Genomic DNA, 12,204 nt, shown 5'->3' with positions numbered 1-12,204 from the left:
CTTCATCGTTTCCCGTTTGCGGCGGTGCAGACCGATAGGCGGCGACGAGATCCGTACCCGGGCGGCTCGCGTTGCTGGTCGGCTTTCCCCAGCTTTTCGTTTCCGCTTTCATCGTTTCCGTGCGCTTCGGTGCCGGCCCGGCCCCGTGGCGACGAGAGAATCTGCGTTTGGGTCGCTATTCGTACCCAAACGCAGATTCTCTGCGCATCGGCTACCCGGGCCTAGAACTTTCTCGAACTTTTCTTGACATCCCTTGTGGATAAGGCCTCTGAGCATCCGGTTCTGTCGGTGGCGGGTGGCAGAATAGGTTCTATGAGGGCGGCCACACTCACCGATAACACCGGGTCCAAGGACGGGCTCGACATCGCGTTGGATGCGCGGCGTCGGATCGCCAAGTCCGAGGCCGCGCAGTACGACGCGCTGACCGCCTACTTGGGCCAGGTCGCCGAGGAGTCCCTCGCACGGGCTGGCGGGGTGAATGAGTGGACCCGTTACGGCGGGTCGGGCACCCCATCGGTGTCGGAGTACGCCGCGTGTGAGGTCGGGCCTGCACTCGGGCTGTCCGCATCCGGTGGCCGGGACCTGATCGCCGACGCCCTCGACCTCACCTACCGGCTCCCGCAACTGTTCGCCTGCCTCCACGAAGGATCTGTCGATGCGTGGCGGATCCGCAAGGTCGCCCGCAAGACCCGACGATTCACCATCGCCCAAGCCGCCGACGCCGACCGACGCCTCGCCGCGGCCAACGTCGACGGGACGCCGTTGATCGCGCGGGTCGGCATGGCGCGGGTGAACCAGATCCTCGACCAGATCCGCATCACAGAAGACCCCGACGACCCCGAACACCGGCGCAACGAAAACCGGAACCGTCGGAGTGTGTCGATCTGGCCCGACGACGGCGTCGCCCGCATCGCGGGCACCCTCTCACTCGACGACGGCAAGAGGTTGGATCAACGTCTCGACCAGATCGTCGAATCCTTGCGGTTCCTCGGCGACAACCGGGCCTACGACATCCTCCGCTCGGTCGCCCTCGGGATGCTCGACGAACCCGACAGCCTCGACGACCTCTACCACCAGGTCGCCGTCGCCCGTTGCGGTTCCGGCGGCGGCGCCGATGCAGGCGCCGACGATTCGTACGCCGACCAGCCCGGTGACGGCGGGTCGCCCGAACGAGCACGTCGGGCGCGCCGCTCCGGCTCGCGGCAGACGGTGTTGTACGTCCATTTCGACCGGTGCTGGGGCACCTGGTCGATCGAAGACGTCGGCGCCATCACCCGCTCCGAAGCCGCCGAGATCCTCGGCCACTCCCACGTGACCGTCAAACCCGTCATCGACCTGGAGACCACCATCTCGGCCACCGGGTATGTCGCGCCGCCGCGGTTGAAGGAACAGCTCGGCCTGATGAACGCGAGTATCTGCACCTTCCCCCACTGCACACGCCCCGCCCGGGTCGCCGACTACGACCACATCCTCAACCACGCCGACGGCGGCCCGACCGACTCGAGAAACGGCCACCGCCTCTGTCGGTATCACCACCGCGCCAAGACCTTCACCACCTGGCAGGTATCCAATCCCGGACCCGGCATCTGGCTCTGGCAATCACCCGCCGGCCGCACGTACCTCGTCACCGGCGGCACAACCACCAGACTCCCCGGCCGCGTCACCAACACCGTCCAGGACAAGCGAAAACAGAGCGTCGCTTAGGACCCCGCCACGACAGCACCACCGCGGCGGGGTATCCGCATGCCCGGATAGCGACGGACGGCCCCACCTGGAACGGACGAGTCACTCGCGCTCGGCGATGGTGAGGTTCATGCCGATGTCGGTCTTGATCTCCTGGGTGTCGCCGCCCTGGTCGACCTCCATCGTCGTCGCGGAGTCGAGGTCGGAAGTACCGGAGACCGCGAGCGGCAGGTCGAGGTTGCCGTGCGTCGTACCCGAGCCCGACGAGGATCCCTCGGTCAACTTGGCCTCGACGCCGTTCTGCTCGACCGTGCCCGGCGCCATCTGCTGGTCGATCTCAACGCCGAGCGTGTACGCCGCCCCGTCGAGCTCGTCGAGCGTGTACGTGTAAGTGTTGCAGGTCTCGAGGCCGTTGAACTCGACCGGTGTCTCGACCTCCCAGATCGCGCCCTGCCCGATCGCCACGTCGGGGAGCGGGACCGTCATGTTGGCGAACTGTTGCTCCAGCTGCTGGAGGGTGCTCTCCATCGTCGGGTCCATGCCCGGTGCCGGCTCGATGTCGCCGTCGACGTAGACGCCTCTCGCATCGGTGGTGATCGTCCCGGAGGTGCCGATGATCGTACGCAGCGTCGACTCGACGGTCGGGTCGCCGCCGGCGTCGACCGTGTCGTACTCGAACGACATCTCGATCTCGTCGTCGGTGGCGCTCTCGACGGTCGCGACCATGCCCATCGTGATCGTGGGTACGGAGCCCGTCGGCACGCTGGAGCCGTCGGCCTCCATCGACAGGTCCATATCCAGCTCCAAGTCCAGCTTGACCGTGTCGCCCTGCTTCGGCGACAGGCGCAGCTCGGTACGAGGGCTCGAGCCGTTGTCGGTCACGGTGACCTCGGGTGCGTCGGCGCAGTCGACGCTTCCCTCGCCGGAGGCGTCGCCGCCGCAGGCGGTCAGTGTGGCGAGTGCGAGTGCTGTCGTCGTGACTGCGGCGAGTGCGCGCATGTGAGGTCCCCTGGGTGCGGTGGTCGAGTCGTGCGTTCCACCGGGTGCGACGCGGACCCAGCCGGGATGGTTCAGGCCGGCGCTACTTCTTCGTCTTCGCGTAGCACTCGCCGTAGCGGTCGCCGTTCTTCCAGGTCGAGGCGGTCGGGAACGTCCAACCCGTATACAGGTTCTTCCCGAGGTACTTGCGGGACTGCCGCAGGCAGGGCTTTCGCATTCCGCCCTCCACCTGAGATCTGCCGGGGTAGGAGTCCGACGACTTACCGAAGTTGACGACCCCGACGGAGCGGAAGTCATGCGGCTTGTCGCACAGCACGACGTTCGTGCCACTCGGCTTGAACGAGCCGCGGACGCAGAAGTCGACGTCACTCGTCGCCTTGTCGAGCGACCCGCGGGTGTCGTTCGGCAGACCGACGACGGATCCGTCCGGGTCATAGAGGATGACGTCGCACCGTACCCACATCGCGCCGAGCGGGACGTCGGCTGCCGGCGGAGTACCGATGACGATGTCGTACCCGGTACGAGCCAGGCGCGCCGCGTTGCCGCCGGTCCAGGCCTGAATCTGCTTCTCGCACATCGGCTCGGTCTGCTTGTAGACCTTCGTGAGGTCGCCACCGGTCAGTGCCTTCGCCGTCTTGCCCTTGGCGTCGGCGACGTAGAACGTCTGCGCGTTGTGCGGCTGCCTGCAGCCGACCGACTTCCCGGCGCCGACGGCTCCACGGGAGATCTCGGTGGAGTCGATCTTGCGGCAGTCACCCGCGCTCGGAGTAGGCGTCGACGGCTCCTCGGTCTGTTCCTCCGTCGGCTCATCGGTCGGCTCGTCGGTTGCCTCGGTCGTCGGGTCGTCGGTCGCGCCCGCCGAGGCGAGATCCTCCGCCGACGCGCAGCCGCTCAGGGCGAGCAGTGCCGCGGCGACGATCAGGCTGGTTCGGGCATTACGCACGTGAGCCCCCGCTCGGTCGACGTGTGGTGACGACCGACAGTGTACGGATCACTGATCCTGGGTCCAGCACAGTCCATACCGTCGACCGTCCCGCCATTGTGCCGAGGTCGGGTACGACCACTGGAACGTCAATGCACCCGTGGAGTCGCCGAGATAGTCGCGGACGGTCGCCTCGCACTCGTCGCCCCGTGCCTGGAGGTCATCCCTGCCCGGCCACGAGGCGTCCCGCTCGCCGACGGACAGGGTGCCGATCGCCTGCCAGTTGTGAGGTTCGGAGCAGAGCCGCCAGTCGGCCTCCGGGTTCAACGACTCTCCGGACCGGTCGCACGTACCCCAGGAGTCGAGGGCGTCGTCGGCGGCGAGCAGACCCTTCGTCACCGCCGGCAGGGCTGCCGGTGCGCCACCCGAGCCGTTCGCGATGACATCGCAGCGGAACCAGTGCGCACCGCGGGTGATCTCGTCCTCGGTCGGTACGAACCACACGTGGTGCACGCGCGCGAGCGTACGCGTCTCGGCGTCGCCCCCGACGTACCCGGTGAACCGTGCGGCACACCGCTTGTCGACGAAGGCGGCGATCGCGTTGCTGTCGAGAACGGCGTCGCGGCCGACGAGGTTCTTCTGCAGTCTGCCGACGGCGTACGTCTGTGAGGTGTGCCGCTTCTTGCACGCGACGGGGTCGGCATCGCTGTGCGCCTGCGCGACCTCGTCGCCGCTCAGCTGGTAGCACCGCGCCTGCTCGGGCGCCGGCGGGGGAGGAGGCGGCGGTTCCGACGTCGTCTCCGAGGATGTCGGGTCGTCGGACTCACCCGCGGCGTCGGGTGAGTCGTCGCCGTTGCACCCGGCGACGAGCAGGGTTGTGCACGCGAAAAGAATGAGGGCGCGTGCGAGGGACGGTGTTCGCACCACCTCATCTTAGGCGGGGCGCCCAAGCGGGGTCACTCCATGAGGAGTGCGCCGAGCGTGCCGCCGAGGTCGTACGCGGCGTCGCGATGCTCGTCTGTGACGTCGCCCATCACCTCGAGAGTCGCGGCCGCCTGCCGCCAGCCGAGCGCGCCGGTGATCGACGACACAGACCGCACGGCGCCGTTCGTGTCGTATCGGCCGTGGACGTACAGCCCGAACGGCCGCCCGGAGGTCCGGCCGCTCGACTCGTCGGCCGCGCCCGTGCTCGACAGCGCGCCGCCGACCGCCAGGAACGTCGAGTCGAAGAAGTGCTTGAGCGCTCCGCTCATGTAGCCGAAGTTCGCGGTCGTACCGAGCAGGTACCCGTCGCTCGCGAGTACGTCCTCTGCGGTCGCCTCCAGCGCCGGGCGTACGAGCACGTCGACGCCGGTGATCGCGTCGTCATTGGCTCCACCGAGCACTCCTTCGAGCAGCGTTCGCATCGAGCGGGTGGGCGAGTGGTGCACGACGAGCAGCTGGGCCATGGCCCGACCGTACCGGGACGCGCCGGTCGAAAACGCACCCGACGACCCGGAAATGCTCTACGTTGAGCATCAAGCCTACGAGGAGCTGGTGGACATGGGGTTCGTTGAAGCGGTCCAGACCGTGCTGTCGAAGTACGTCGTGTTCAGCGGGCGCGCCCGCCGCAGCGAGTACTGGTGGTTCTTCCTGTTCTCGGTCCTGGTCTCGCTGGTCGCCTCGGCCATCGACGCGGCGGCCGGTACGGATTACGGCTCCGGCGGCGGCGTCATCAACACCATCGTCGGACTCGCGTTGTTCCTGCCGGGTCTCGCGGTGGCGATCCGCCGACTGCACGACACCGGTCGGGTCGGCTGGTGGATCCTGATCGGCCTCATCCCGCTGATCGGCTGGATCGTGCTCATCATCTTCTACGTGCAGGACAGCCACGCCGACAACAAGTATGGCCCGAACCCGAAGCAGGCCGTCGCCTGACCGAGGCCATCACCTGAGGACTCCTGCCCGTACGGGCAGGAGTCCTGCTACGATCGCACCGATGCGCTTTACGAGCCTCCTCCTTCGCTGCCGCGACGAGGTCTGATCAGGTCGGACCCCTCGTCGCGGAGTTCGTCGTCTCGCCGGCCGTACGACGACACCGGATGAGGATCCACCCACATGAGCATCTCCCCCCAGAAGCCGAGCGGCATGCCGTACGAGCGCTACCGCCGGTTCCAGACCGTCACCGTTCCTGATCGCACCTGGCCGAGCAACACGGTGACGACGGCGCCGCGCTGGCTGTCGACCGACCTTCGCGACGGCAACCAGGCCCTGATCGACCCGATGACGCCGGCGCGCAAGCGCCGCATGTTCGACCTGCTCGTACGCATGGGCTACAAGGAGATCGAGGTCGGGTTCCCGGCCGCGAGCGAGACCGACTTCGAGTTCGTACGCCACCTGGTCGAGGACGGCCTGATCCCCGACGACGTGACGATCTCCGTGCTCACGCAGGCGCGTGAAGACCTGATCGAGCGAACCGTGCAGTCGCTCGTCGGCGCACCGCGCGCGAACGTCCATCTGTACAACGCGGTCGCGCCGCTGTTCCGCCGCGTGGTGTTCGGCTTCGGCAAGGACGAGACCCGCGCGATCGCCGTACGCGGCACCGAGCTGGTGATGAAGTACGCCGACGAGCTGCTGCCCGGCACCGACTTCGGCTACCAGTACTCGCCGGAGATCTTCACCGGGTCCGAGATGGACTTCGCCGTCGAGGTGTGCGAGTCGGTGATGGACGTATGGCAGCCGGGCGAGGGCCGCGAGATCATCCTGAACCTTCCCGCCACCGTCGAGATGGGTCCGCCGAACACGTACGCCGACCAGATCGAGTGGTTCGGCCGCAACATCAGCCTGCGCGAGCACGTCGCGATCTCGCTGCACCCGCACAACGACCGAGGCACCGCCGTCGCTGCGACGGAGCTGGCGATGATGGCCGGCGCCGACCGCGTCGAGGGTTGCCTGTTCGGGCACGGCGAGCGTACGGGCAACGTCGACCTGGTGACGCTCGGTATGAACCTGTTCAGCCAGGGGATCGACCCGCAGATCGACTTCTCCGATATCGACGAGATCCGGCGCACCGTCGAGTACTGCACCGGGCTGCCGGTGCATCCGCGCCATCCGTACGCGGGCGACCTTGTCTACACGGCCTTCTCCGGGTCGCACCAGGACGCCATCAAGAAGGGTCTCGAGGATCTCGACCGGGTCGCCGCGGAGCGTGGCGTACCCGTGGCGGAGGTGCCGTGGGAGGCGCCGTACCTGCCGATCGACCCACACGACGTCGGCCGCTCGTACGAGGCCGTCATCCGGGTCAACAGCCAGTCCGGCAAGGGCGGCGTCGCGTACATCATGAAGTCGGAGCACCATCTCGACCTGCCTCGCCGACTGCAGATCGAGTTCAGCCGCGCCGTGCAGGGGCTGACCGAAGGGGAGGCCGGCGAGATCGCCCCCGAGGCGATGTGGGCCGCGTTCTCCCGGGAGTACCTCGAGCACACCGGTCCGTACGAGCTGCAGAGCATCACCACGGCGCAGGCAGGTGACCGCGACGAGGTCATCGCCGACCTCCGCGTCGGCGACGAGACGCGTGCGATCAAGGGCGAGGGCAACGGTCCGATCGCCGCGTTCGTCGATGCGCTCGCCGCATCCGGCGTCGACCTACGCGTGCTCGACTACGCCGAGCACGCGCTCTCGTCGGGCGGCGACGCGAGCGCGGCGGCGTACGTCGAGTGCGAGATCGGCGACGAGATCGTCTGGGGCGTCGGCATGGATCCGAATATCATGCGGGCCTCGCTGCACGCGGTGCTCTCTGCGCTCAACCGCGTCGCGTAGCGAGCCGTTCCCGAGGCAAATGGACATTTGTCAGGCCCTGGCCCGACAAATGTCCATTTGCTCGGCTCAGATCCCGCAGTCGGGCGCGTCCCAGTACGGGCTCGGATCGTTGGCGACGTGGGTGTGATCGTCGTGGCCCGGGTAGCCCGGGCCGAGGATCTCGGAGAAGCCGTGGCTGCGCGCTTCCTTGGCCAGCGTGCAGAACGAGTGCACACCGGTCAGGTCGACGGCGTCACCGTACAGATGACGGCTCGACGCAGCGCCGCCGACGGCGTCATTGCACGCGTAGCTGCGGAAACCGCTCGAGATCGTGATCGGCTGGTCTCCGAGCGCATGCCGCAGGGCCTGCAGCTTCCACATCGACACCAGCGCGTTCGCCTTGGCCTGCGACGCCGAGAGCGGGCCGCCCGACCAGTCGGAGTTGCACTGGTTCAGCTCGCCGTACGTGAAATTGACCGGCGTGCAGTCGTCGTCCTGCAGTTCGTAGATCTTCGCGAACGTGTTCGGCCCGGCGACGCCGTCGGACGAAAGCCCGTACGCCTTCTGGAAGGCCGCGACGGCCTGGGCGGTCTTCGGCCCGAACTCACCGTCGAGGCCGAGAACCTCGCCGTAGTTGGCGTATCCGGCGACGCGGATCTGCAGCTGTCGTACGGCGTCTCCGCTGGCGCCCTCCTTGAGCGTGCCGCTCCAGGTGTAGCAGCCATCGGCGGCTGCGGCCGACGCGGCGGAGGCCGTCGACGGCGCGGGTGCTGCTGCGGTTGAGCTGGGGGCAATGAGTGCGGCGGCCAGTATGGCCAGCACGGCGAGTATGACTCGCATGGGAACCTCCCGGGGTCTCTCGGTACGTCGAGACCTACCCGCCGAGGTGCCGCGTAAACGTGACGGTCCGTTGAACGGCGACGTCGGATGTCCGAGGGATGTCCTAGCCTGACGGGCATGAACGGCTTCGATCCGGTCGGCCCGGCCATGGACCTGAGCTTCAGCGGTCGGGTCATCGAGTGGCGCGGCCCCGCGCCCTACTACTTCGTGCCCGTGCCCGACGAGGAGTGCGAGGACGTACGCGCGCTGGCGACCGTCGCTAGCTACGGCTGGGGCGTGATCCCGGTGGTCGCCCGAATCGGCGACGTCGACTTCGAGACGTCGCTCTTCCCCAAGGACGGCGGATATCTGCTGCCGTTGAAGGATGCGGTGCGCAAGCCCGCGACCATCGGCGAGGGCGACGAGGTTCGCGTGCAGATGGCAGTTCGCACGTGAGGGCAGCGGGTTCTGCATCGGCCCAGCGCACCTGAGAGACTCGCCGTATGCCCGACCTCGATGACCTGCCCGCACGCATCGATGCGGCCCGTGACCGCATCGCGCCGTACGTACGTCACACGCCGCATGCGCCGTTCCCGGCGCTGAGCGAGCGGTTCGACGCCGACGTACGGCTGAAGTCCGAGCACCTGCAGGTGACGGGGTCGTTCAAGGCGCGCGGCGCGCTGGCAAAGCTGACGGCGCTCGATGACGACGTACGCGCGGCCGGGGTCATCACGGCCTCGTCCGGCAACCACGGCCTCGGCGTGGCGAACGCGTTGGCCGCCCTCGGCGGCCGCGGCACGGTTTGCGTCCCCAGCGGCGCCTCACCGGTGAAGGCCGCCGGCATCCGCCGGCTCGGTGCCGAGGTCCGCACGTTGGGTGCCGATGCGGGAGAGACAGAAGTGCTCGCAATGGAGGCCGCGGAGTCCGAGGGGCTCACCTACGTCAGCCCGTACGACGACCTCGACGTCATCTCCGGACAGGGCACGATCGGCGCCGAGATCGTCGAGCAGAATCCCGCGACCGACGTGGTCGTGGTCGCGGTCGGCGGCGGTGGCCTGGTCTCCGGCGTCGCGACGGCGCTGAAGCACCGCCGCCCCGACGTACGGGTCGTGGGCGTCTCCCCGGCCAACGACGCGGCGATGGCAGCGTCGGTCGAGGCGGGTCGCATCATCACGGTCGATGCCGAGCCGACGCTCAGTGACGGTACGTCCGGGGCGGTGATTCCCGATGCGATCACGTTCCCGCTGTGCCAACAGCTCGTCGACGAGTGGGTTCTGGTGAGCGAGGACGAGATCCGCGATGCGTTACGGCTCGTGATCGACGAGCGGCACGAGCTCATCGAGGGCGCCGCCGCGGCGGCCGTCGCCGGGGCCGTGAAGATCGGAGACGCGCTCGCCGGTCGCAACGTCGCGATCGTCTCGTGTGGCGCCAACATCGCCGCCGCGACGCTCGCGCGGGCGCTCGGTTGAGCGGAGCCCCGCCAGTTGCTCTGAGTTGTCGTCACGGTAGTCCACAATGGGGGAGTGAGTCTCTATCGCGACGAAGCCGTCGTGCTGCGTTTGCAGAAGCTGGGTGAGGCCGACCGGATCGTCACCATGCTCAGCCGCCGGCACGGGCGCGTCCGCGCGGTCGCGAAGGGCATACGCAAGACGTCCTCGCGGTTCGGCGCGCGGCTCGAGCCGTTCATGCACGTCGACCTGATGCTCGCGGAGGGGCGCACGCTCGACGTGATCACCCAGGTCGAGACGGTCTCGCCGTTCGCGTCGACGCTCGGGTCCGACTACGCCGCGTACACCGCGGGCACGGCGATGCTCGAGACCGCCGAGCGTCTCGTCGGGGAGGACGGTGACCCCGCACTCCAGCAGTACCTGCTGCTCGTCGCGGCGCTGCGCTCCCTGTCCGGGCGCGAGCACGACTCGGCACTCATCCTCGACTCGTTCCTGCTCCGCTCACTCGCCGTCGCCGGGTACGCACCCAGCTTCGATGCGTGTGCGCGGTGCGGCGAGGAAGGCCCGCACCGCAGCTTCAACCCGTCGGCGGGCGGCATCCTGTGCACCGGCTGCCGGTTGCCGGGCTCGGCCAACCCTTCGGCCGCGACGGTCGAGCTGTTGGCCGCGCTGCTGTCCGGCGACTGGCCGACCGCCGAGGCGGCCGACGAGCGGCCGCGGCGCGAGGCGAGCGGGCTCGTCGCGGCGTATCTCGCGTGGCACCTCGAACGAGGCCTGCGCTCGCTGGCGCACGTCGATCGATAGGTTCGGGGAGTGTCCAGCTCTGCGGCGCGCCCGCGCCGACCGTCCCCGCATCCCTCGGGTGCCCGGCCGCCGGCGATCCCGCAGACACTCGTACCCAGGCACGTCGCGATCGTGATGGACGGCAACGGACGCTGGGCGAAGAAGCAGGGTCTGCCCCGCACGGCCGGTCACGAGCGAGGCGAGGCCGCGCTGTTCGATGTCGTCGAGGGCGCGATCGAGGTCGGCGTCACCCACGTGTCGGCGTACGCGTTCTCGACCGAGAACTGGAAGCGCTCCCCCGACGAGGTTCGGTTCCTGATGGGCTTCAACCGCGACGTGATCCGCCGCCGGCGCGACGAGATGAACGAGCTCGGCGTACGCGTGCGATGGGCCGGCCGGCGGCCCCGGCTGTGGCGAAGCGTCATTCGCGAGCTCGAGGTCGCCGAGGAGCTCACCCGCGACAACACCGTGCTGACACTCACGATGTGCGTCAACTACGGGGGTCGCGCGGAGCTCGTCGATGCCGCCGCCGCGTTGGCGCGCGATGTCGCCGACGGGCGGGTCAACGCCGACCGGGTGAGCGAACGCACCCTCGCGCGCTACCTCGACGAGCCCGATATGCCCGACGTCGACCTATTCTGGCGTACGTCCGGCGAGCGTCGTACGAGCAACTTCCTGCTCTGGCAGTCGGCGTACGCCGAACTGGTGTTCAGCGACGTGACGTGGCCCGACGTCGACCGGAGAAGCCTGTGGTCCGCGATCGAGGAGTACGCGAAGCGGAGTCGGCGCTACGGGAGCGCGTGATCGCGGCACGCTCCGCGTGCCGGATGATCGCGATGCCCGTGACGATGAGCACTCCGCCGACGAGCTGCTGCAGGGTCGGGCGCTGAGACACCAGCCACCACGCGCCGAGGACGGCGAACAGGACCTCGCTCAGTCCGACGAACGACGCGACGCGTGAGCCGAGGCGCGCGATCGCCATGATCCCGGACACGTACGCCGCGGCGGTCGAGATGCCGGCGATCAGCAACACGATCGCCCACCAGGGCAGGGTGTTGCCCGCGAGGGTGGCGTCCGCGGTCGTGAACGTCATCGGCAGGATGCCGAGCACGCCGACGACGGCGAGCCCGAGCGCACCGACGACCATTCCCACGGTGGTGAGCACGAGCGCGGGCGGGCTGTCCGCCCCGGCCGACGACTGGAAGTAGACGCACACGCACACCGCGGCGCCGAGGCCCCAGGCGATGCCGGCAGGGTGCAGCGACGCCTCGCCTCCGATGTCGAGCACGAGCAGCAGGCCGCCGACGGCGACGACGGCGCCGGCCGACGTGAGGCGTGAGGGTGGCGTACCCGTCCGCCACCAGGTCCAGCCGAGGAGCAGGACCGGCGCCGAGAACTTCGAGGAGGAGCGCGACACCGACATCGAGGTACTGGACCGCGTTGAAGAAGCACAGCTGTGTACCGGCGACCGCGACGACACCGTAGATCGTCGTCGCGCGAAGGTTGCCCGGCCGCGGACGCCAACCACGCCCGATCACCACGAGCAACGGGATGACGAGCAGGATCGCCGCGCCGGTGATCCGGGCCAGGACGACGCCCAGCGGTGACCAACCCTCGTCGAGCAGGGCATCGCCGAACGACCCGGACAGGCCGAAGGTCGCACCCGAGGTGAGTGCCAGTGCGAGGCCGGCCTCGCCGCGCCGCGCAGTTCCCCGCATGTCGCGCCCCTGTCATGAGCAAACTAGAATGTTGCTCATGACGGTAGTCGCTCGG

General features: G+C 68.6%; 13 protein-coding genes and 1 pseudogene. 7 read left to right on the top strand and 7 right to left on the bottom strand.

Going from position 1 to position 12,204, the window contains the following annotated elements; all coding sequences use genetic code 11:
• The first annotated feature begins 312 nt into the window (after positions 1 to 312).
• On the top strand, positions 313 to 1,704 hold the full coding sequence (locus tag L0C25_RS01285) for an HNH endonuclease signature motif containing protein (RefSeq protein WP_271634563.1): 1,392 nt from the start codon (positions 313 to 315) through the stop codon (positions 1,702 to 1,704).
• Positions 1,705 to 1,785: 81 nt separating this feature from the next.
• Here L0C25_RS01285 and L0C25_RS01280 read toward each other — a convergent pair whose 3' ends face one another.
• The 4 genes from L0C25_RS01280 to L0C25_RS01265 all read right to left on the bottom strand — a co-directional run bounded on the left by L0C25_RS01280 (position 1,786) and on the right by L0C25_RS01265 (position 5,052).
• Positions 1,786 to 2,682 carry a DUF6263 family protein gene (locus tag L0C25_RS01280; RefSeq protein WP_271634562.1) on the bottom strand — a complete coding sequence of 299 codons (897 nt, stop codon included), beginning with the start codon at positions 2,680 to 2,682 and terminating at the stop codon, positions 1,786 to 1,788.
• An 82-nt stretch (positions 2,683 to 2,764) separates the two neighbouring features.
• Complete coding sequence (locus L0C25_RS01275; RefSeq protein ID WP_271634561.1) at positions 2,765 to 3,625, bottom strand: septum formation family protein; 861 nt, start codon at positions 3,623 to 3,625, stop codon at positions 2,765 to 2,767.
• Between the two features lie 48 nt (positions 3,626 to 3,673).
• Positions 3,674 to 4,528 carry a septum formation family protein gene (locus L0C25_RS01270; RefSeq protein WP_271634560.1) on the bottom strand — a complete coding sequence of 285 codons (855 nt, stop codon included), beginning with the start codon at positions 4,526 to 4,528 and terminating at the stop codon, positions 3,674 to 3,676.
• 32 nt (positions 4,529 to 4,560) lie between these two features.
• On the bottom strand, positions 4,561 to 5,052 hold the full coding sequence (locus L0C25_RS01265; protein WP_271634559.1) for a flavodoxin family protein: 492 nt from the start codon (positions 5,050 to 5,052) through the stop codon (positions 4,561 to 4,563).
• Between the two features lie 94 nt (positions 5,053 to 5,146).
• Between L0C25_RS01265 and L0C25_RS01260 the strand changes: the two genes are divergently transcribed.
• Together L0C25_RS01260 and leuA are read left to right on the top strand one after the other, a co-directional pair.
• The gene (locus L0C25_RS01260; RefSeq protein WP_271634558.1) at positions 5,147 to 5,521 is read left to right on the top strand and encodes a DUF805 domain-containing protein; all 375 of its coding nucleotides are present in this window, start codon (positions 5,147 to 5,149) and stop codon (positions 5,519 to 5,521) included.
• A gap of 180 nt (positions 5,522 to 5,701) precedes the next feature.
• Positions 5,702 to 7,402 (top strand): 2-isopropylmalate synthase, encoded by a 1,701-nt coding sequence (gene leuA, locus L0C25_RS01255; protein ID WP_271634557.1) that lies wholly within the window; start codon positions 5,702 to 5,704, stop codon positions 7,400 to 7,402.
• Positions 7,403 to 7,468: 66 nt separating this feature from the next.
• Here the strand turns inward: leuA and L0C25_RS01250 are convergent, their stop codons facing one another.
• Complete coding sequence (locus L0C25_RS01250; protein WP_271634556.1) at positions 7,469 to 8,221, bottom strand: D-Ala-D-Ala carboxypeptidase family metallohydrolase; 753 nt, start codon at positions 8,219 to 8,221, stop codon at positions 7,469 to 7,471.
• Between the two features lie 117 nt (positions 8,222 to 8,338).
• On the opposite strand from L0C25_RS01250, the gene L0C25_RS01245 reads away from it, so the two are divergent.
• From L0C25_RS01245 to L0C25_RS01230, 4 genes are read left to right on the top strand one after another with little or no spacing between them, the layout of a single operon-like run.
• Entirely contained in the window at positions 8,339 to 8,656 is a 318-nt protein-coding gene (locus tag L0C25_RS01245; protein WP_271634555.1) for a DUF1905 domain-containing protein, read from the top strand.
• 47 nt (positions 8,657 to 8,703) lie between these two features.
• A complete protein-coding gene (locus L0C25_RS01240; RefSeq protein ID WP_271634554.1) occupies positions 8,704 to 9,669 on the top strand; it encodes a threonine/serine dehydratase in 966 nt (321 codons plus the stop codon).
• Positions 9,670 to 9,723: 54 nt separating this feature from the next.
• Positions 9,724 to 10,452 carry a DNA repair protein RecO gene (gene recO, locus L0C25_RS01235; RefSeq protein ID WP_271634553.1) on the top strand — a complete coding sequence of 243 codons (729 nt, stop codon included), beginning with the start codon at positions 9,724 to 9,726 and terminating at the stop codon, positions 10,450 to 10,452.
• A gap of 9 nt (positions 10,453 to 10,461) precedes the next feature.
• Positions 10,462 to 11,235, top strand: a complete 774-nt coding sequence (locus tag L0C25_RS01230; protein ID WP_271634552.1) for an isoprenyl transferase — start codon at positions 10,462 to 10,464, stop codon at positions 11,233 to 11,235.
• Here L0C25_RS01230 and L0C25_RS01225 read toward each other — a convergent pair.
• A complete protein-coding gene (locus L0C25_RS01225; protein ID WP_271634551.1) occupies positions 11,141 to 11,854 on the bottom strand; it encodes an EamA family transporter in 714 nt (237 codons plus the stop codon). The two genes, L0C25_RS01230 and L0C25_RS01225, sit on opposite strands and share 95 nt — an antisense overlap.
• A 37-nt stretch (positions 11,855 to 11,891) precedes the next feature.
• Positions 11,892 to 12,149, bottom strand: a pseudogene (locus L0C25_RS24065) (EamA/RhaT family transporter); the annotation flags it as partial.
• Positions 12,150 to 12,204 lie beyond the last annotated feature (55 nt).

Source organism: Solicola gregarius (genome assembly GCF_025790165.1).
GTDB classification, from domain to species: domain Bacteria; phylum Actinomycetota; class Actinomycetes; order Propionibacteriales; family Nocardioidaceae; genus Solicola; species Solicola gregarius.
This window is presented reverse-complemented; position numbering and strand designations above follow the sequence as displayed.